The following is a 20,809-nucleotide window of genomic DNA, read 5'->3' on the forward strand; positions in this document are numbered from 1 at the left end:
TTACTCGGACAAGATAAGGCCAAGATCGAATATGGGGAGGATGGCCATGCGGCCTGTCATGAGAGCGGCGCTGGGGAATGCTGTCGCCCTGATCACGCTGGCGATATCCGGTGTTCCGGCCAGCGCACAGGCCAGGGTCGATCCGCTCGCCCCGACCGGCCGCTGGAGCGCCAATCAGGACGGGCAGGCCGCGCTGCCGCCGATGGGCTGGAACAGCTGGAACGCCTTCAACAGCGATGTCGACGAGGAGAAGGTCATGGCCTCGGCCCGGCTGATCCGGGAAAAGGGGCTGGCGGAGGCGGGCTATCGCTATATCAACATCGATGACGGCTGGTGGCTGCGTCGCCGCCAGCCCGATGGGCGCATGGTCATCCGCGCGGACAAATTCCCTTCCGCCGCCGCCGGCCCCGACCAGCAGACCAGCTTTCGCCCGCTGACCGACCGGCTGCACGCCATGGGGTTCAAGGCGGGCATCTATTCCGACATCGGCCGCAACAGCTGCGGTCAGGTCTATACGCCCAGCTTCGCCAACCAGCCCGAGGGCACGGTCGCCGAACGCGAGGTCGGGCTGTACGGCCATATCGACCAGGACATCGCGCTGTATTTCCGCGAATGGGGGTTCGATTACATCAAGGTCGACGGCTGCGGCATCCGGGGGCTGGGCAAGGATTCCGAGCATGTGCGCAAGGGCGATTATCGCGAGCTGACGCCGCTGATCGACATGAATTCGCTGGCGCGCACCGACATTCCGGCGGTCCGTGCGCTGTACGACCAAGTCGCCGCCGCGCTGCGCCGCGAGAATCCGGACGGCGACTATATCTTCTCGCTCTGCCTGTGGGGATCGTCCGACGTCCGAAGCTGGGGCAAGCAGATCGGCAATGTCTCGCGCACCAGCGACGACATCACCGCGCACTGGTCGCGGATGCTGACCAATTTCGATACCAGCGCCAGCCGCGCGCTCTATGCGCATCCGCATGGCTGGAACGACCCCGACATGCTGTTCGTCGGATCGGGCGATTTCGATGCGAACCACATGACCGAGGCACGGTCGCATTTCGCGCTCTGGGCGATGATGAATGCGCCGCTGCTGATCGGGTTCGATCTACGCAAGGCCAATGCCGAGCAGATCGCGCTGCTGGGCAACCGGGCGATCATCGCGCTCAACCAGGACCCGGCCGGGCATCAGGCGGTGCCCGCCTATCTGTCCGACGATGTCCAGATTTTCGTGAAGAGCCTGGCCAATGGCGACAAGGCGGTGGCGATCCTCAACCGGACCGCCAGCCCGGTCCAGCCCGTCCTGACCGCCGACCATCTCAAGCTGCGCGGTGACCGCCCGGTCGCGATGACCGATTTGTGGACCGGACAGAAGAGCAGCTTTTCGGGTGAGACCAAGCTGACCGTCGCGCCGCACCAGACGCTGATCTACCGCGTCACGGGCGCGCACCGGCTGGCGAAGGGCCATTATCTGTCCGAAGCCCCCGGCGACGTGAACCCCGCCGAGGACGGCATCCGCACGCCTGAGGGCGATCCCACCATCCATCACGAACTCAGCCCCTGGGGCGGCAGCAAGGGGCCGGGCGACTATCCGCAATATGCGGGCTGGGGCGGCGCGCAGGCGGACCGCACCCCCTTTGGCCGCCCCCTGCGGCTGGCGGGCAAGGGATATGACACCGGGCTGGGCGTACTGGCCAATTCGCGGCTGGAGGTGCGCAATCGCGGGCAGGCGCGCTTTGCCGCGACGGTGGGCATCGACGACTCCGCCACCGCGCGCGGGCGGCGCGTCGTGTTCGAGGTTTATGGCGACGGACGCCTGCTCGCCCGGTCGCGGCCGATGGCGCTGAACCAGGCCCCCGCCCCGATCGAGGCCGATGTGCGGGGCCGTACGCTGATCGAGCTGGTCGCCCGCGCCGATAGCGCTCCCGAGGCAGCCTTGCCGGTCGTCTGGGGCGAGGCGCGGCTGATCGACTGATCCATTTTGACAGGGGCGATCATGGCCTTGCCGGATCGGTTGGGCCATGCGACTGTCCCGCGCAAAGACCAAGGAGAGGGTGATGAAACCCAATGGAAAGGGGCCGATGCTGACCCGTCGTCAGCAGCTGGCCGGTATCGCGGGCGGCCTGGTTATGGGAGCGCTCCCTTCGCATCTCGACGCGGCCGGTGACGAACCGTTGAAGGACCTGGCCGCGCAAAAGGGCGTGCTGTTCGGCACCGCGATCAGCGCGGGACGATCCTCGCCGATGGTCGATCCCGGCTATGGCGCGCTGGTGGCCCGCGAATGCGCGGTCGTCGTGCCCGAGAACGAGATGAAGGTCTATGTCCTCGGCAACGATCCGCAGGCGCTGAACTTCGGTCCCGCCGACCGGATCGCGACGTTCGCGCGGGACCATCGCATGAAGCTGCGCGGCCACACGCTGCTGTGGAATTACGGCAAATATATCTCGCCCGCGCTCGCCCAGACGGTCGAGGCGACCGGCGCCGAGAAATGGCTGCGCGCCTATATCGCGAAGGTCGCGGGGCATTTCGGCGACCGCATCTATTCCTGGGACGTGGTCAACGAGACGATCGATCCCAAGACGGGCGAGGTCCGCGGCACGGTGTTCGACAAGGCGCTGGGCTTCGACGTGTTCAAGATCGCCTATGAGACCGCGCGCGAACACGCCCCCCATGCCCAGCGCGTCTATAACGACTATATGTCCTGGGAGGTCGGCAACGAGACCCACCGCGCCGGCGTGCTCCGCTTGCTCGCGCGGTTCCGCAAGGAGAATGTCCCCGTCGACGCGCTCGGCATCCAGAGCCATCTCGGCAATGACGGCAGCCATTCGCGCGTCCAGCGCGCCGAATGGAAGCGGTTCCTGGATGAAGTCGTCGCCATGGGCTATCGCCTGCTGATCACCGAGTTCGACATCAACGACCGCGAAATGCCGCGCGACGTGGCGCGGCGCGATGCGCAGACCGCCGCCGTCGCCAAAAGCTATCTCGACCAGATGCTCGCCTATCCGCAACTCGACCAGCTGCTGTGCTGGGGATTGTGGGACAAGCATAGCTGGCTGAACGGCTTCGCGCCGCGCGCCGACGGCCTGCCCCAGCGGCCCCTGCCCTATGACGAGGCGCTTCGCCCCAAGCCGATGCGCGCCGCCATCGCCGACGCGCTGCGCGCCGCGCCCGTCCGAAAGGGAATCGCATGATCCGCCGCAGCCTGACCGCTCTCGCCCTGGCGCTGGCCGTCGCCGGTGGCGCCGCCGCGCAGACCGCCAGCTTCGATCGCTTCACCTATCAGGGCCGCTCGCTCGAACAGGTGAAGCCGAAGGCGGGCGAGTATCTGAACCCGATCGTCGCGGGCTATTATCCCGATCCCTCGGTGACGCGGGTGGGCAAGGACTATTACCTCGTCAACTCGTCTTTCGCGCATTTCCCCGGACTGCCGATCTTCCATTCGACCGATCTCGTCCACTGGACCCAGATCGGCAATGCGATCGACCGGCCGGGCCAGCTCGACTTTTCGGGCCGCGCCATATCGGAGGCGGTGTTCGCGCCCGATATCAGCTATCACGACGGCACCTTCTATATCGTCAACACCTGCGTCCAGTGCCGGGGCAATTTCATCATCACCGCCACGAACCCGGCGGGCCCCTGGTCCGATCCGATCTGGCTGCCCTTCGAGGGGATCGACCCCTCGCTCTATTGGGAGGGCGACCGCGCCTATATCGTCAACAATCGCGCCCCCGCCGAGCCGCCGCGCTATGACGGCCACCGCGCCATCTGGATCCAGGAATATGACTGGCGCGCAGGAAAAATGGTCGGCGAGAGCACGCAGCTGATCAACGGCGGCGTCGACCTGTCCAAGAAGCCGGTCTGGATCGAGGGGCCGCATATCTTCAAGAAGGACGGCTGGTATTATCTGACCGCCGCCGAGGGCGGGACCAGCGTCAACCATTCGCAGGTCGTTCTCCGCTCGAAGCAATTGCGCGGCCCCTATGTCCCGTTCGCGGGCAATCCGATCCTGACCCAGCGCGACCTCGACCCCGCCCGCCCGCATCCGATCAGCGCGGCGGGCCATGCCGAGCTGATCCAGACCCAGAATGGCGACTGGTGGGCGACCTTCCTGGCGACGCGCCCCTATGCCGAGGATTATTACAATATCGGGCGCGAGACCTTCCTGCTGCCGGTGACGTGGCGCGACGGCTGGCCGATCATCCTGGACAAGGGCAAGACGGTGCCCTGGACGCAAAAACGGCCCCAGCTGCCCGCCAGCCCGGCGCCCACGCTGCCGACCAGCGGCGACTTCGGCTATACCGACGAGTTCGACGGCCAGCGTCTGGCGATGCAGTGGATCGGCATCCGCACGCCCCGAACGCCCTTCTACAGCGTGGCGAATGGCCGCCTGTCGCTGAACGGCGGTGCGGCGCTGGGCGACCGGAGCGGCGTGCCCGCCTTTGTCGGACGGCGGCAGCAGCATGTCGTCGCGGACGTCTCGACCACGCTGACCTTCGCCCCGACCGCGAACGGCGCGCGGGCCGGGCTGGCGGCGATCCAGAACGACTATGCCTATCTGTTCTTCGGGCTGACCCGGATCGATGGACAGCCCCGGATCGCGCTCTATGCGCGAGAGGGCCGGAACACCCGCGACGAGACCGCGCCGGAAACGCTGATCGCCTCCGCGCCCTTTGCCGCCAAGGGGCCGGTCACGCTGACCATCCATGCCAGGGGTGGGACGATGAGCTTCGACTATCAGGCGGACGGGCGGACGGCGACGCTCAAGTCCGACATGGATGTCCGCTTCCTCAGCACCGCCAAAGCGGGTGGGTTCGTCGGCACGGTGATCGGCCCCTATGCGTATAGCCCGCAATGACGGCGCGGCGGCTTTTCTCGCTCGCGCTCGGCGCGGCGCTGGCGGGGGTGTCCGCCATGGCGGGCGGGCAGGTCTGGCAGTCGGATCGCGGTGACGGCACCTATGCCAACCCGCCGCTTTATGCCGATTATCCCGATCCCGACATCATCCGGGTGGGGCGCGATTTCTATTTCATCACCACCACCTTCGCGAACGTCCCCGGCCTGACGATCATGACCTCGCGCGATCTGGTGAACTGGCGCTTCGTCGGCCATGTCATCGACCGGCTGGAGGGCTTGCCCGCCTATGAGCTGAAGGATGGCGGCGCCTATCGCAAAGGCATTTTCGCGCCCAGCCTGCGCTACCGCGACGGTGTCTTCTACATCGCGGTGACGCCGGTGGGCGAGAAGACGCGCATCTATCGTTCGCGCGACATTCGCGGCCCCTGGGCGATGAACCGGATCGGCGAGGAAGCCTTTGATCCGGGGCTGTTCTTCGACACCGACGGCAGCGCCTATATCATGACCTCGGTGGGGTCGGACGGCACGACCACGCTCCTTAGCCTGGACCGCGACCTGCGCCGCGTCACCGACAAGCGCGTCGTCTATTTCAACAAGGGGGCCGAGGGCTCGAAGATCGTCAAGCGCGGCGAATATTACTATATGTTCAACGCCATACCCCGGCGGCTGGGCATGACGGTGTCGCGCGCCAGGAGCCTGTTCGGCCCCTGGGAAACGCGCGACCAGATCGACGACAAGACCGGCGGCCACCAGGGCGCGATCGTCGACCTGCCCGATGGCCGCGACTATGGCTTCGTCATGGTCGATGCGGGCGCGATCGGGCGGATGACCAATATCAGCCCGGTCTTCTGGCGCGACGGCTGGCCCGTCTGGGGCACGCCCGACGCGCCCGGCCGCGTTCCCGCCACCGCGACCAAGCCGATCATGGGCCAGCCGATCCGCCAGCTCCCCGCCTCGGACGATTTTGCGGGCCGCACGCTCGGCCTGCAATGGCAGTGGAACCACAACCCCCTGCCCGACCGCTGGTCGCTGACCCAGCGGCCCGGCTTCCTGCGGCTGCGCGCCACCCAGGCCCCGGCGCTGTGGAGCGCGCGCAACACCCTGCTGCAAAAGGGACAGGGGCCGTTCGGGCGCGGGGTCGTGGCGATCGACGCCTCGCACATCGTCGCGGGCGACCAGTGCGGCTTTGGCACCTTCGGCAAATATAGCGGCCATATCGCGGTCGGGCGCGGGGCCGATGGGCGGCTGACCCTGACCATGCGGGTGATCGAGGATGTCGCCGCAGACAAGGGCACGACGCAGAAGACCGATGTCCGCGTCGACGCCCGGCCGGTCGCGGGGCAAAGGCTGTTCCTGCGCACCGACATGGACTTCCGCACCGACCGGGGGAGTGTCGCCTATAGTCTGGACGGGCGCGATTGGCAGGCGCTGGGCGGGGACTTCCCGCTGGCGTTCGACTGGCGGACCGGCACCTTCCAGGGACAGCAATTCGCGCTGTTCTGCTACAATCCGGGAGCCAAGGGCGGGTGGATGGACGTGGACCGCTTTACCCTGTCGGGGCGATAGGTCGAGGGGTGTCCCTTGGCCTTCGACTTCGCTCAGGCTGAACGGTGGTGGGGAATGGGCGATCTGAATACCTCGCGCCGTTCAGCCTGAGCGCAGTCGAAGGCCACGCCCCCTCCCCCGTCAGATCGTCGGCATCCCCCGCTCCACGATCTTGCGGATCAGGTCGCGGTGGCGCGGCAGGCCCGCCAGCAATCGTCCGGTCTGCACGTCATTCTCCCGCCGCGCCCGCTCGGCGATTACGGTTTCGGCGTGGAGGCTGCCCGGCGCGATCTCGGTCCGCTGGCCCATGCCGTACAGGACATATTGATAGCTGGCCGAGGGAAAGACCTCCTCCACCCGGTCGAACTCGTCATGCATCCACGGCGTCTGGTATCGCCATAGCGCCATCAGCTCGCGCAGACGGTCGGGCATCGTCTCGGCCCGGCGATTGTCGCGCCAGAAATCGCTGTCGGTCCGCTGGGTCAGCGCATAATGCAGCTTCAGGAAATCGACGATCCGGCCCCAGCGATACAGGGTCGTGTCGTTGAACCGCCTGGCGACCGTGTCCATCACCTCGCGACAGGCGGGCATCTGCTCGGCGATCAGCTTGGCGGACAGCTCGATCAGGACGATCGCCGAAGCTTCCAGCGGCTCTAGGAACCCCGCCGCCAGCCCGACGGCGACGCAGTTGCGCTCCCAGAAGCGCGCCCGGTGGCCCGCACGGATCTTCAACTCGCGGACGGGCAGGTCGCGCCCCGCCTCGCCCAGATAGGCGCGCAGTTCGCGTTCGGCGGCATCACGGTCGATATGGCTGCTCGAAAAGACATGGCCCACCCCGCGTCGGGTCGGCAGGCCGATATCCCATATCCACCCCGCCGACTGCCCGGTCGAAATGGTGTGCGAGGCGATCGGCGCCTCGGGATCGTCATAGGGCACCTGGATGGCCAGCGCCGTGTCGCAGAACAACACGTCGTTAAGCGGCTGGAATGGCACCCCCATCGCCTCGCCCAGTAACAGCGAGCGGAAGCCGGTGCAGTCGACGAACAGGTCGCCCGTCACCTCGCCCGCCTGCGCCGTGCGGACCGCGCGGATGTCGCCGTTCTCGGCCAGCAGCACCTCCTCGACATCGGCGAGCACATGCCGGACGCCCAGCGTCTCGCAGCAATGGTGGCGCAGGAAATCGGCGAATTTGCCCGCGTCGAGATGATAGGCATAATTGGCCAGCGCGTCATATTCGGGTGTCGCGATGGTCTTGGGCGCCAGCCCCGCGTCACAGATGCGCCCCTGCGGCGTGACCGCGTCGCAGAAGCTCCCCTCGCCCTCGCCCGCCAGCCAGTGCGAGGCCAGGTTCACCTGCGCAAAGCCCTGCGGCAGCATCAGCGGGTGGTAATAGCCGTCATCCGCCGCGCCGGTGGTCCAGCGGTTGAAGCGCGCACCCTGCTTGAACGAGGCGTCGCACTGGCGGAAGAATTCGGTCTCGGACACGCCCATCCGCTTCAGCGTGGTGCGCAGCGTCGGCCAGGTCCCCTCGCCCACCCCGATGATCGGGACATTGGGGGATTCGACCAGCGTGACGGTGAAGCCGTGCGGCCGCCGCCCCTGATGCCGGGCGGCGATCACGCCCGCGGTCAAACAGCCGGCGGTGCCGCCGCCGACGATCACGATATTCTGGACGGGTTGAACCATGGTGTCAGAAGGTCCGATTGGACGCGGGGATGTCAAGCCGAAGCCCGGCATCCCCGCCCCTGGCCATCGTCAGAAGCGATAGCGCGCGCCGACGGTGAAGCGGCGGCCATAGTCGAACACGTCGAGCAGCTGGTTCTTGAACCGGCCATGCGTGCTCTGCTTGTTGTTGTTCAGGTTCAGGATCTCGCCGAAGATCGAGAAGTTCTTCGACACGTCATAGCTGCTGGTCAGATCGACCTGGAAGCTCTGGTTCACGAAGGTCGGCTCGGCACCATAGGAGCCGGTATTCTGGTTCTGGCTGAACGCCAGCAGATACTCGTCGCGCCAGTTGAGCGCGGTGCGGAACTGGAAGCCGTTCTTGTCATAGAAGCCGACGAAGTTGGCCGAGTTCGCAAGCCCCGTCACCGCAAAGCCGCTCTGCGAGACGTCCTTGGCGTTGTACGGCTTGTTGGTGTCGACCAGCGTGGCATTGGCCTGGAAGCCGAAGCCGCTGTCGCCGAACACCTGCTGCCAAGCGATTTCGACGCCGCGCACGGTGGCATCCGGGCCGTTGATCGACTGCGAGATCGAGAAGACGGCAGGCTGGCCGGTGGTCGGGTCGACCACGCCGTTCACCGTCTGGCGGGTCACGCCGTTGACGATGAAGTTGCTGACATTCTTCAGGAAGAAGTCGACCGACAGATAGGAGTTGCGCTGATAATACCATTCGGCGGCCAGATCGTAATTGTCCGCCAGATAGGGTTTCAGCTGCGGGTTGCCGCCGCTGCCCGACAGCGCGCCGACACGCTGGCCGTTGCCGATGCTGAGCACCGGGCTGAGCAGCGTCAGGCCCGGACGGGTCAGCGTGCGCGACGCGTCGAAGCGCAGCTGCAGCTTGTCGGTCACCTCCAGACGCAGGTCGAGGGTCGGCAGCATGTAGGAATAATTGTTGCGGCCGACGACCGGCTGGGTCTGGGTGAAGTCGATCGACAACAAGGTTGGGTCGGCGGCGCTGCGCGTGATGGTGGTCGGCTGGCGACCCTGCCCGGCCGAACTGAGATGCGTATTCTCGTTACGCAGCCCCACCGCGATGTGCAGCGGCATGCTGGCGACCTGTGCCTCGATTTGCGCGCTGAAGAACAGTGACCAGGTCTTTTCCTGGATGGTGCGGACCGAGTTGGGATCGATCGCCTGATCGAACGCGCCGGTGAAGCCGTTGACCCCGCCGCCATAGTTGAAGCCCGGCACGGTCTGCGCCTGCGGGTTGCCCAGGCTGGTCAGATAATTCTGATAGGCTTGCGGGCTGTAGATCAGGACCGATGGCGGCAGGCCGCCCTGGAAGCCGGGGATGAAGTTGTTGAGGCTGATCGAGCCCTGATACAGGTTCGACGGCAGCGGCGCGATGCCCGAGGTGCGGCCCGACGGCGAACCGTAACCCGCATAGGCCTGCCAGTAATTGTTGGTGAAGGTGCTGGCATTCTGCTGATAGAATTTGTCGTCGACATACTGACCGCCCGCCTTCAGCGTCAGATTGTCTTCCTTCCAGGTGGCGACGGCGCGGAATTGCTTCAGCTCGTCGGTGTTCTTCTGGGTCTGGAGCACGGTGACGTGCGAGCCGATCAGCGACTGGTCCGCCCAGCGCGCGCCGTCCCCGGCGGGGCCGAAATTGCTGATCGTCGGGAACGCCTTGTTGCTGTCGCCCGTGATGTTGAAGCCCAGATTGGTGCCCAGATTGCCGCCGTAACCGATATCGCCGTTGCTGCTGCCCACGACGCCGCCGGGGTTCAGCCAGCTCTTGGCATAGGCGCCGTCCGCCTCGACGGTCAGCTTGGGGCTGACGTCCCATTTGACGTTCAGGCCGGTCTGGTTGGTCTGAAGCACCTGCTTGTTGATCGCGGAGGTGAAGTCGGTCGGGGTGCCGGTCTGGGTGAAGCTGACCGCCGTACCATTAGCATCCTGCTTCACGTTGCGCAGGTCGCCCTGGTTGAACCACACGCCGAAGCCGAACACGTCGGTCGTGATCGTCTGGCGCGAATAATTGTTGTCGAGCGTCAGCATCACGTCTTCGGACGGATGCCATTGCAGCGCGACGCGACCGTCGACGCGCTCGTCCTTGGTCCGCTGCTGCTCGGCGCCATATTGCTGCGGGAACCAGCCGGTCAGCGTCCGCTGGTCGGACGCCGCCGCCGTGCCGTTGGTGGTCGGCGCGCAGCTGGTCGCGGTGCTGCCCGACAGCTGGCAGGGCGCGAAATTGCCGCCCGGCCAGCCCGACACGAAGACGCGGTTGGTATCGGTATCGCGGCGGGTGTAGATGAAGCTGGACAGGATGCCGATCGTGTCGTCGGCAAAGGTGTCGCTGACCAGCGCGCCCAGCGTCGGGGTGACATGGCCCGAACGGTCCTGGAGCGAGCCCGAGGCGCTGACCGCCGCGCGGAAGCCGGGATGGTCGAACGGCTTGGGGAACTGGATGTCGACGGTTGCGCCGATCGAGCTGGAGGCCAGCGACACGTCGGGCGTCTTCAGGACGCTGATCCCGCCGATGAAGTCCGAGCCGACGGTGCTGAAGTCGATCTGGCGGCCGCCCGCGGCGGTCGAGATGCGACGGCCGTCATAGAGGGTGGTGTTGAAGTCGCCGCCAAAGCCGCGAACCGTGATGCCGGTCGGCTCGCCGCGCGAACCGTTGCGCTGGATCGAGACGCCGGGAAGACGCTGGAGCGACGCCGCGACGTTGGAGTCGGGGAACTTGCCGATATCCTCGGCGGAGATGGCGTCGACCACGCCGGTCGCGGTGCGCTTGATATCGAGGTTGCGCTGGAGCGAGCTGCGCAGGCCGGTGACGATGATCTCGGCGGAGCTCGCCTCGCCCGAGGGCGATGGAGAGTTATTCTGTTCGCTGGGCGCGGTCGCCTGATCCTGCGGCGTGCCGGCCTGCTGCGCGGTGGTGGCGTTGGCCTGAACGAGCGTATCGGGACGGACGGCACCCGGCGCGGCGGTCTGCGCATAGGCGGTGCCGGGCGCGAGAAGCGCTAACGCCATCAACGGCGAGACGCCGCCCATCAGTGCACGGCGTGAAACCAGTGCGGCAACAGAAACAGTGCGAGACACCATTTTCCCCTCTCCTTCAATCTTTTATCACCGGGGCCGCTAGCGTTATGCCGCCATACCGCCCTTTCGATACGCTTATGCTACTCTTATGATAGCGCTATAACAAGCCATTTGTCAGAGCGACGGGGCCGCGTTATGCCCACCCTTGACGAAGACCTTGGGAACCGAACACAAACCGGGCTTCGACGCCGCTGTCGGCCAGCCGGACGACGCGGGCGAGAGGATGCGACGCGAAAGGATTTGCCCGTCATGGCCGATATGGAATTGCTCGACAGCGCACGGCATGCCGCGCTCCGCGTCTCCGCCGCACCCGACCGAAACCGCCATTTCGTGCAGTTGGTGGCTGATGAATTCCTGCCCGCCGCGCTCCATTATCCGATCCTGTTCGCCCGTCATCCGGAAACCGGCGACCTGTATCCCGGCGCGTTGATGGGGCTGGTGCCGGAGGAAAATCTCTGCCTGGGCGCGAACGGAACGCTGACCGGATACCGCGCCGCCGATCTGGAAAGACAGGGTTTCTACGTCTCCGGCGAGAATATCGCGATCGATCCCGGCCATGCCGCGCTCGGCCAGGGCGAAGGGGACCCGATCTTCGAAAAGGACGGCGACGCCGCCCCGGCATTGCAGCGGATCCAGGCCGCCCTGCGACGGCTGCACCGGGGCCTGCCCGAGACCGAGGCCTTTGTCGGCCGCCTACTGGCGCACAAGCTGATCGAGCCGATCGACCTCAGCTTCCGCTTCGACAATGGCGAGAGCCTGCGGCTCGACGCGCTCTATACGATCAGCCTCGATGCGCTGCATGACCTGCCCGACGAGGCCGCAATGGCGCTGTTCCGCTCGGGCGACCTGCAACTCATCTATGCGCAGACCGCATCAGTCCGACATATCCCGTTCCTCGCGCGGCGGCGCAACGACCGGTTGAGCGGGCTGGCGGCATGACCGACGCGGCGGTCGAGATCGATCGCGCCGCGCTCGACGGATATGACGCGTTTCGGCATCTGGTCGCCGAACCCTGTCGCCCCGCGATCATTCGGGGCGCGGCCGATGGCTGGCCGTTGCGGCAGGCGGCCAGCGCGGCGACGCTGGCCGGGTATCTGGCGGGCTTCGATGCCGGACGACAGGTGGAGGCCTTTATCGGCCCGCGCGCCATCGCCGGGCGCTACAGCTATTGCGACGACCTGACGGGCTTCAATTTCCGCCGCGAGACGATGACGCTGCGCGCCGCGATCGAACGGCTGACGAGCGGGGCGGAGACGGAGGAGAGCCTCTATATAGGATCGGTGCCGACCGAGGCGGTCCTGCCCGGACTGGCGCAGGCCAACGCCCTGCCCTTCGCGCCGCCGGGCGTGTCGCCGCTGATCTGGATCGGCGATGCGTCGACCGTGCCCTGTCATTACGACATGATGGACAATATCGCCTGCGTCGTGGCGGGGCGGCGGCGGTTCACCCTCTATCCGCCCGATGCGATCGGCGACCTCTATGTCGGGCCGATCGACCATACCATGGCGGGCCAGCCGATCGCGCTGGCCGTCGAGGCACAGAGCGGCGATCCGCGCTATCCCCGGTTCGAGCAGGCCCGGCACCGCGCGATCATGGTCGAGCTGGAGGCTGGCGATGCGCTCTACATGCCCAAGCTCTGGTGGCACCGGGTCGAGGCGATGGGGACGCTCAACATCCTGGTCAATTACTGGTGGGACGCGTTTCCGGTCAGCCCCGACCAGCCCTTCGCGGCGCTGCTCCTCGCCATGACCGCCATCGCCGAACGGCCCGAGGCGGAGCGCGCGGCGTGGCGTGCGTGGTTCGATCATTATGCGTTCCGCCGCGATGGGCATCCGCTGGCGCATCTGCCCGAGGAACGGCGCGGCGTGCTGGGCGCGGCCCCGGAAAATACCGGGATGCTGCGCGCCCACGCGATGCGGATGCTGCGCGGGGGCTAAGCCGTCAGGGCAGGACTTCGATCCCCTCGAACACCACCTCGGGATCGACCAGCCACAGGGTCACGCGATGCCGCCCCGCCGCGACGCCCGGCATGGTCGTCGTCGCGACCCGCCGGTTCTCGATCACCGAACGATCCCAGGTCGCGGCCGTCTCTCCGGCCATCAGGTTCAGGATGACGGGGGCGCCGTCATCGACCGACACTGCGATCCGGTGCCGCCCGCCGCCGCGCACGTCCAGTCCCGGCGCCGCGACGATGGCGAGCTTGAGCGGCCCGGCGCGCTCGGTGGCCAGGTCATAGACGAGGTGCGGGCTCGCCCCGCCCGGCCGCTCGATGGTCGGCGCGGTGGTCGGCGTGGCGATCATCGCGGCTCCCTCCGCGGTGAAGTTCGCGACACGCTGCCACCGGATGCCGCCGCCATCGACCGCCCGGCCCTGATCGGCTGCGATCCGCTGTACGGCACGGGGCGGCGCGGGTGGCAGGGGAAGCGGCGCGGCGACGGTGGCGAGCGCGGGCATCGCGTCGCTGTCGGGCTGTTGCCAGCCGGTATAGCCGATATGCGTCTGCGCCATCATCGCGGGCCATTTGCCGCCCGCCGTCTCCACCTCGTAACGGCGGCGGATCGCGGCGTCGCGGGCGAAGAAGCCCCGCGCGGCGGCCGCCATCTTCTCCGCCGTCGCCGCATCGCCCGCACTGGCGGCGGCGCGGTTGGCGGCGACCGCCTGATACAGCCGATGCAGGTTCGTCATCGCCTCGATCCGGTGCAGCACCAGTTCGTAATAGGCGTCGCGCCGGTCGGCGGGGATCCGCGTCTCGAGCTTGCGGGCGGCCGCGTCGAGCGCATTCCACTCGGCCAGCACCCGCGCCCATTCGCCGCCCCGATAGTCATAGCTGGTCGCGTCGATCAGCTCGGGCTTGCGACGGCTGGCGAGCTGGCCATAGCGGCGGATCAGTTCGCCGATCTGCGGCCCCTGCGCAGCCCCGAACTGCTGCGTCGCCCAGCGCACCGGATAGGCCTGCATCGCAGAGAGGTCCATGCGGTCGGGATTCCACGCCATGTCCAGGAAGAAGCTGGTCGGATATTCCATCGGCTTCAGGTCGCCGACGTTGACGATCCACAGCCGGTCCGCGCCATATTGGTGCGCCATCGTCATCTGCTGCCACACGCGCGGGATCGCGTTGGTGTCCAGCCACTTATAGTTGCGCGGGCCGCCGACATAATCGAAGTGATAATAGACGCCCGATCCGCCGACACGCGTCTCGCCAATGGGGGGCAGACGGCGGATATTGCCCCAATTGTCGTCGGCGAACAGCAGGGTCACGTCGTCGGGAACGCGCATCCCCTTGTCGTAATAATCCTGCACCTCCTTGTAGAGCGCCCAGACCTGCGGCGTCTGCGCGGCCGGGCGGCCGGTCACATCGGCGATGATCCTGCGCTGGTCGGTGACGATCCGTTCGAGCAGTTCGGTCGCGGTCCCCTCGGTCATCGGCTCGTCGCCGTCGCCGCGCATGCCGATCGTCACCGGGTCCTCGGCCCGGCCGCGCCGCTCGATCCCGAAGCGCCAGAATTTGCGGAGTTCGTCGGCATTCTTCGTATAGTCCCACGCGCCGCCGCCCTGCCGCTTCCACTCGATCTGCGCGCGCTGCATCGGTTCATGGTGCGAGGTGCCCAGCAGCACCCCCATCTCCTGCGCCAGCGGCGCGGTCGCGGGGTCGTCCTGCCACAACGACTTGCCCCACATGGCGGGCCACAGGAAATTCGCCTTAGAGCGGAGCAGCAGGTTGAACACCCGCTCATAGGCCCGGTGGTTGATCCCCCCGAAGCTCTTGCGCGCCCAGCCGCCGAATGCGGGCTCCTCGTCATTGATGAAGATGCCGCGATATTTGACCACCGGATGATCGGCGACGCGTCCCGCCGTCAAATAGAGCGTCGGATGGCGCTGCGCCGGAACGTCGGCCCACCAGGTCCAGGGGCTGACCCCGGCCTTCGCACTGATGTCGTACAGGCCATAGATGGTGCCGCGCCGATCCGCCCCCACGATCACCAGCGCCCGCGCGACACCCGGCATGGGGTTGTCGACCACCTGCTCGACATAGCCCTCCCATTGCCCGGCGAGGCCGGAGACATCGATCCTGCCCGCCTTGACCAGCGCATCCACGACCGCGCTGTGCCCCAGCGTCCCGGCAATGACGGTCGCCCCGCCCGCCGCATCCCCCGCCAGCCGGACATCGCCGCCGCCCACCGCTTTCAAATCGGCAACCAGATCGGTGGCGGCGCGGCGGACGCCGGGCTCGTCCCCCGGATCGACGACCACCGTCGCCACCCGCCCCGGCGCCAGCAGCGACAGGGCGCCCGCCACGCTCCGCTCGCAGGCGACGACCGGTCCCGCACAGGTCGGGTGGGCGGCGGCCGCTGCGGCAGCGCCAGGGATCAGCGCGACGAGCGCGGCGGACAATAGCAGGGGGTTCATCGTCTCTCCGGTCTCCCCGTCGTGCAGGACGACCGGGACTATTTTCGTTTGTCTCGCTTACTGTTATCGCTCACAAACCGCAGGCCGCAAGCGCGGATGCGACAAAGAGAGGATCGGGCATGAAGCACTGGACGATGGTGGCCGCGGCGGCCGTGATGATCGCGACCGGCGTCCAGGCGCGCGACACCCGCTGGACCCCCGCCTGGGGCTCGTCCCAGGTTCGGGTCGAGGGGGCCAATGCCGACAGGGTGGCCAAGGCCGGTCCCGTCACGATCCGCCAGATCGTCCGCCTGACCGCCAGCGGCAGGGTGCTTCGCCTTCGCCTGTCCAATGTCGCGGGCACCACCCCGCTCCATATCGGCGCGGCAAGCATCGGCCTGGCCGCGCCCGGCCGGTCGGACGTCGCCACGCCGCTGATCGTGACCTTCGACGGCGCAGGCGAGGTCGTGGTGCCGCCGGGGGCCGAACTCTATTCCGACGCGATCGCCCTGCCGGTCGCGGCGGGCGGCGATGTGGCGGTCAGCCTTTATTTCCCCGATCCGGTGACGACCCCGACCGGCCATACCGGCGCACGCTCGACCACCTTCCTGATCGCCGGAGACGCCACCGCGCGGCCCGCTTTGCCCGATGCGCAGACGATCGGCGGCTGGTGGGCGCTCTCGGATGTCGAGATACGCGACGCCGCGCAGACCGCGACCATCGTCACCATCGGCGACTCGATCACCGACGGCTATGGCATCAAGGACGACAGCAACACCCGCTGGCCCGACGATCTCGCGCAGCGGCTGGCGGCCTCGCCCGCCACGCGCCGCTTCTCGGTGGTCAATGCCGGGATCGGCGGCAACCGGATGCTGCTCGACGGGATCGGCCCCAATCTGATGGCGCGGTTCGACCGCGACGTGATCGCGCGGCCGGGCGTCAGCCATGCCATCCTGCTGGAAGGGGTCAATGACCTGGGCGTGCTGACCCGCGAGCATCCGGTCGACGCCGCGACCCATCAGGCGATGGTGCGCCGGATCACCGGTGCCTATCGCCAGTTGGCCGAACGCGCCCATGCCCATGGCATCCGCCTGATCGTCGGGACGATCACGCCGTTCCAGGGCAACGACTATTATCATCCCGGCCCCGAGACCGAGGCGGACCGGCAGGCGATCAACCGCTTCATCCGCACGTCGGGGCTGTTCGACGGGGTGATCGATTTCGACCGGGCGGTGCGCGATCCGGCCAGGCCCGACCGGCTGCTGCCCGCTTACGACTCGGGCGATCATCTGCATCCCAGCATGGCGGGCTATCGCGCCATGGCCGAGGCGGTGCCCCTGTCGCTGTTCGCGGCCCCGCGCCGCTGATCAGAAAGCGGCGTCCAGCCCGATGCGCAGCGTGCGGGGGCGCAGCGGCGTCACCTGGTCGCGCCCGGTGGCGAAGGGCGTGCCGAGCGCGAAGCGATTGCCGCGCACATCGGCCAGGTTGGTGACGCTGGCGGTGATCCCGATCGCGCCCAGCCCCAGCCGCGCGGTCAGCCCGCTGTCGAGATAATCGCCCTGGCGCTCGCCCAGGATCGGCCCCACGCCCAGCCGTGACGCCCCGACATAGCGCAACCAGCCATCGACGCGCAGGTCGCGCCCGCCCGCCAGCATGCGGCGATAGACCCAGCCCGCGCGCGTGGTGACCCGCGCGATATTGGGAATCTGGCTCAACCGCGCCAGCACCGCCGCGCGCGCCGCCGCCGGATCGCCGGCAAGATCCTCGGCCAGCGCGAAGACGCGGGTGCTCGACGGCTCGTCGATCCGGCTGTCATTATAGGAGAGCGCCCCCTCGACCCGCAGCCCTTCGGCCAACCGCGCGCCGACCAGCGCCTCGATCGTCCAGAGCTTTCCGTCGCCGATATTAGCGGTGCTGGGCAGGCCGCCGGAATCGATGAAATCGGCCTGGATGTCGCGCCACGACGTGTGGGCCAGCGTGATCGACCCGTCGAACCGGTCGCGCCCCGGCCGCCCGGTCCGCAACCCCGCCTCGATCGTCGCCACCCGGTCGTTGCGGAACCTGCGGACCACCGGCCCCTCGATGGTCAGCCCGCCGGGACGAAATCCCTGCTGATAGCGCAGGAAGAGCTGCGCCCGCGGGGTCAGGTCGATCAGCGCGGAGGCGGCGGGCAGCAGGATCGTCTGCGCACGTCGCGCCGTCACATCCTGCAACCGCGCCAGCGCCTGGACCGACAGGGCGGAAGGCAGGTCCTCGCCCGCCCCGTCGAGCACCGAATGGGTAACGCGCAGCCCGCCCGTGGTGAGCAGGCCGGGGAGCAGCCGCACGCTCGCCTCGCCATAGAGCGTCGCCTCCTCGACGCCGTTGACCACGCCGGTCCGCGCGACCAGCGCGCCGGGCTCGCCGAACAGCCGGGTCAGCCGGGTGCGGTTATGGACATAGCTGAACCCCGCCAGCCAGCCCGAGCCGTCGGGCGACGACTGCCACAGCCGGGTCTCGTTCGCCTGCATCCGGGTGGCATTGGCCTGGGCGAACAGCTGGACCGGGCCGCCCGGCGGGGTCGCGTCATAGCGTTCCATCAGGTCGTGCGCGGTGATGCCGCTGCTCGAACGGAACCGGACGCCTCCCAGGCGGCCCGACAGGACCAGCTGAGCCTGGCCGAAATCGGCCGAAAAGCCCTCCGCCACCGGCGCGGCGCGGGTCAGCGGGGGGCCGTCGCGATCGGCATATTGGCTGTCGGCGCCGCGTATCCGCTGGCCGATCCCGATCGCCTCGACGCTCCAGCCGCCGCCCAGGTCGAGCCGCGCGGCGGCGCGTCCGCCTTCGATCCGGGTGCGGTTGACATCGGTCCGGCCGAGCAGCGGCTTGTCGATATATCCACCCTCGCTCGCGGTATCGGCGACGATCCGGATCGCCAGCCGGTCGGCGATGACCGGCATGTTGAGCACCGCCTGCGCATCCACCCCCGGCGCGCCCCGCGCGGTGGCCGACCCGCCCAGCATCACCGATCCCCCGGCCCGCGTCGCATCGGGCGCATTGGGAACCAGCCGGATCAACCCGCCCAGCGACCCCGCGCCGTACAAGGTCCCCTGCGGCCCCTCCAGCACCTCGACCGCCGCCAGATCGGCGAGCCGCAGGTCAGGGTCGGGCGCGTTGTAGCTGAGCCGCAGATCGCCGAAATATTGCCCCACCGTCGCCTGGGTCGGGCCGGTGAAGCTGGAGTCGGCGATGCCCCGGATGAACAGCTTGTTGCGCCCCGGACCCAGATAGGTCGAGGCGATCACGGTCATCCGGTCCGCCAGCTTGCCCGTGCCGCCCGCGCCGCCCAGTTCCAGATCGGCGCCCGCGACCTGCACCAACTGCCCCGCGAAATGATCGCGGGTCGTGTCGCGCTTGCTGGCGGTGACGACGACATCGCCGTCCGGCACTTCCGGCGGCGGTGGCGGCGGCGGCGCGGACCGGCGGCGATGCGGGATCGCGATCCGAGGCCGCGCCTTGGGGAGCAGCCGCCAGCTGCCGGGGCCGAGCGCCTCGACCCGCGCATCGCTGCGCTCGGCGATCAGCGCCAGCGCCCGCTCCACCGACATGCGGCCCCGCAAGGCGGGCAGCGCGCGGGACCAGAGGCGCGCGTCGGGCACCACGATATTGGCATGCGCCCTTTGCCCCAGCGCCATCACCTGGGTCGCGACGGTCCCGCCGGGCAGGTCGAGGGGCAGGCGCTCGGCCGCCGCCGCCGCCGTCGCGCAAGCCGCGACGGCCGCCGTCAGGACCGCGAACCCCGCCCCCGAAAATCTCACCCGCGCGGTTCCAGCATCCACCCGGCCGCCTGGCGACGGACCCGCACATCGAGCAATCGGCCCAGCAGGTCGGGCTGCTCCCGCACCGCGTCCAGCTCGATGGTGCCGCGAAATCCCCGGTCCGCGATGGCAGGCATGACGGCGACCGGCTGGCGGAGGAAGCGCGAAAGATCCTCGGCGACGTCGGCCAAAGGCGCCCCGTCATAGGCCAGCCGCCCCTGCCGCCAGCCGCCGACCTGTTCGACCGCGACCGGCTGGCGGATCAGCCGATCCCCCTCCGCCACCACCGCCTGTCCGGGGGTCAGGCGAAGTGCGGCACCCTTCGGATCGACCATGACGGCGCCCTCGGCCACCGCCACCCGCATGGCACGCGCGCCCAGCCTGACGTCGAAGACGGTGCCGAGATCGGTCAGCCCGATGCCCCGCGCCTCGACCGCAAAGGGATGCGCGGCGTCGTGCCGCACCTCGAACAGGGCCTCGCCCCGGTCGACCACGGCGCGGCGTCGATCCGCCCGGTCCAGCGTGACGCGCGATCCCCCGGCCAGCATGATCCGGCTGCCGTCGGGCAAGGCGATGTGCCGCATTTCCCCGGCGGCGGTCTCGACCGCATAGGGCTGCGGCCGGTCGAGCCAGAGCGGGACGCCGACCATCCCGACCAGCGCCGCCGCGACCGCGCCGCCGATCCAGCGCAGCGGTCGCCGCCGCCGGGCGGGCATGACGGGTTCGTCGTCGACCACGACCGGGGCCGCCATGACATCCGGGTGCGCCGCCAGCGCGTCCGCCGCATCCAGCAGCATCGCCGCGGCGCGATCATAGCGTCCGGCATGATCCGGATCGGCCTCCAGCCAATCGGTGAAGGCGTCCCAGTCGGCCGATGCCGGATCGGCCATGCGCAGCGCCCATTCGATCGCGACCGTGTCGATCGTCGCATCGGGCGGGGATTGCGGGGGCTGGCTCATCCAATCTGTTCCTTGAGCGCGGCGAGCGCGTGCGCCGCCATGCGAAGATCGCTTTCGACGGTGCTGATACTGATGCCGAGTTCGGCGGCGATCTGCTTCTGCGGCACCCCCTCCACCCGCGCGCGCCGGAACACCAGCGCGGGCCGCTCGCCCAGCGCCGCCAGCGTCGCGGCGATCCGCTCGGCGGTCTGGCGTGCGACCACGGCGCGTTCGGCGGCGGGGACCTCGGCATCGCCCGCCTGCTGCCCCTCGGCCCAGTCCCGCTCGCGCCGCTCGGCCTGTCGGCTGGCCCGGTAGCGATCGATCATCAGCATGTCCGCCGCGCGGTAGAGATAGGCCAACGGATTGGCGATCGGCCCGTCCATCCGCCCCGACACCTTCAACCACAGGTCCTGGACCAGATCCTCGGCCGCGTCGCCCGCCCCGCGCGCGCCCAGGAAGCGCACGAGCCTGTCGCGATTGGCGAGGAAGACGGCCTCGATCCCGGTGGGCGGCATGCTGGTG

The 20,809-nt window shown here is 68.4% G+C and carries 13 protein-coding genes; 7 read left to right on the forward strand and 6 right to left on the reverse strand.

Translation table 11 applies throughout. From position 1 onward, the window contains the following. Positions 1–58: 58 nt before the first annotated feature. From QE363_RS13500 to QE363_RS13515, 4 genes are all read left to right on the forward strand, one after another. Positions 59–1,969: an NPCBM/NEW2 domain-containing protein gene (locus QE363_RS13500; RefSeq protein ID WP_309696034.1), complete on the forward strand. Its 1,911-nt coding sequence runs from the start codon at positions 59–61 to the stop codon at positions 1,967–1,969. A gap of 82 nt (positions 1,970–2,051) precedes the next feature. Further along, complete coding sequence (locus tag QE363_RS13505) at positions 2,052–3,185, forward strand: endo-1,4-beta-xylanase (protein WP_309696036.1); 1,134 nt, start codon at positions 2,052–2,054, stop codon at positions 3,183–3,185. Continuing rightward, a complete protein-coding gene (locus QE363_RS13510) occupies positions 3,182–4,849 on the forward strand; it encodes a glycoside hydrolase family 43 protein (RefSeq protein ID WP_309696039.1) in 1,668 nt (555 codons plus the stop codon). The genes QE363_RS13505 and QE363_RS13510 overlap by 4 nt, the downstream gene beginning before the upstream one ends. Beyond that, positions 4,846–6,414, forward strand: coding sequence for a glycoside hydrolase 43 family protein (locus tag QE363_RS13515; RefSeq protein WP_309696041.1), 1,569 nt, complete (start codon positions 4,846–4,848; stop codon positions 6,412–6,414). Before QE363_RS13510 ends, QE363_RS13515 begins: the two co-directional genes overlap by 4 nt. A 120-nt stretch (positions 6,415–6,534) precedes the next feature. Here QE363_RS13515 and QE363_RS13520 read toward each other — a convergent pair whose 3' ends face one another. Both QE363_RS13520 and QE363_RS13525 read right to left on the reverse strand, forming a co-directional pair. Further along, complete coding sequence (locus QE363_RS13520; RefSeq protein ID WP_309696043.1) at positions 6,535–8,079, reverse strand: tryptophan 7-halogenase; 1,545 nt, start codon at positions 8,077–8,079, stop codon at positions 6,535–6,537. A gap of 69 nt (positions 8,080–8,148) precedes the next feature. After that, positions 8,149–11,166, reverse strand: coding sequence for a TonB-dependent receptor (locus QE363_RS13525; RefSeq protein ID WP_309696045.1), 3,018 nt, complete (start codon positions 11,164–11,166; stop codon positions 8,149–8,151). Positions 11,167–11,412: 246 nt separating this feature from the next. On the opposite strand from QE363_RS13525, the gene QE363_RS13530 reads away from it, so the two are divergent. Continuing rightward, positions 11,413–12,102, forward strand: a complete 690-nt coding sequence (locus QE363_RS13530) for a SapC family protein (RefSeq protein WP_309696047.1) — start codon at positions 11,413–11,415, stop codon at positions 12,100–12,102. Continuing rightward, complete coding sequence (locus QE363_RS13535) at positions 12,099–13,100, forward strand: cupin-like domain-containing protein (protein WP_309696048.1); 1,002 nt, start codon at positions 12,099–12,101, stop codon at positions 13,098–13,100. Before QE363_RS13530 ends, QE363_RS13535 begins: the two co-directional genes overlap by 4 nt. Before the next feature lie 4 nt (positions 13,101–13,104). Here the strand turns inward: QE363_RS13535 and QE363_RS13540 are convergent, their stop codons facing one another. Beyond that, positions 13,105–15,570, reverse strand: coding sequence for a glycosyl hydrolase 115 family protein (locus tag QE363_RS13540; RefSeq protein ID WP_309696050.1), 2,466 nt, complete (start codon positions 15,568–15,570; stop codon positions 13,105–13,107). Between the two features lie 119 nt (positions 15,571–15,689). Between QE363_RS13540 and QE363_RS13545 the strand changes: the two genes are divergently transcribed. Then, complete coding sequence (locus tag QE363_RS13545) at positions 15,690–16,916, forward strand: SGNH/GDSL hydrolase family protein (protein WP_309696052.1); 1,227 nt, start codon at positions 15,690–15,692, stop codon at positions 16,914–16,916. Here QE363_RS13545 and QE363_RS13550 read toward each other — a convergent pair whose 3' ends face one another. The 3 genes from QE363_RS13550 to QE363_RS13560 are packed head-to-tail and all read right to left on the reverse strand — an operon-like array spanning position 16,917 to position 20,802. Then, positions 16,917–19,346: a TonB-dependent receptor domain-containing protein gene (locus QE363_RS13550; protein ID WP_309696054.1), complete on the reverse strand. Its 2,430-nt coding sequence runs from the start codon at positions 19,344–19,346 to the stop codon at positions 16,917–16,919. Next, a complete protein-coding gene (locus QE363_RS13555) occupies positions 19,343–20,305 on the reverse strand; it encodes a FecR domain-containing protein (protein WP_309696057.1) in 963 nt (320 codons plus the stop codon). The genes QE363_RS13550 and QE363_RS13555 overlap by 4 nt, the downstream gene beginning before the upstream one ends. Beyond that, positions 20,302–20,802 carry an RNA polymerase sigma factor gene (locus QE363_RS13560; RefSeq protein WP_309696059.1) on the reverse strand — a complete coding sequence of 167 codons (501 nt, stop codon included), beginning with the start codon at positions 20,800–20,802 and terminating at the stop codon, positions 20,302–20,304. The genes QE363_RS13555 and QE363_RS13560 overlap by 4 nt, the downstream gene beginning before the upstream one ends. Positions 20,803–20,809 lie beyond the last annotated feature (7 nt).

The sequence above is a fragment of the Sphingomonas sp. SORGH_AS_0870 genome, assembly GCF_031453175.1.
In the GTDB taxonomy this organism is placed as follows: Bacteria; Pseudomonadota; Alphaproteobacteria; order Sphingomonadales; family Sphingomonadaceae; genus Sphingomonas.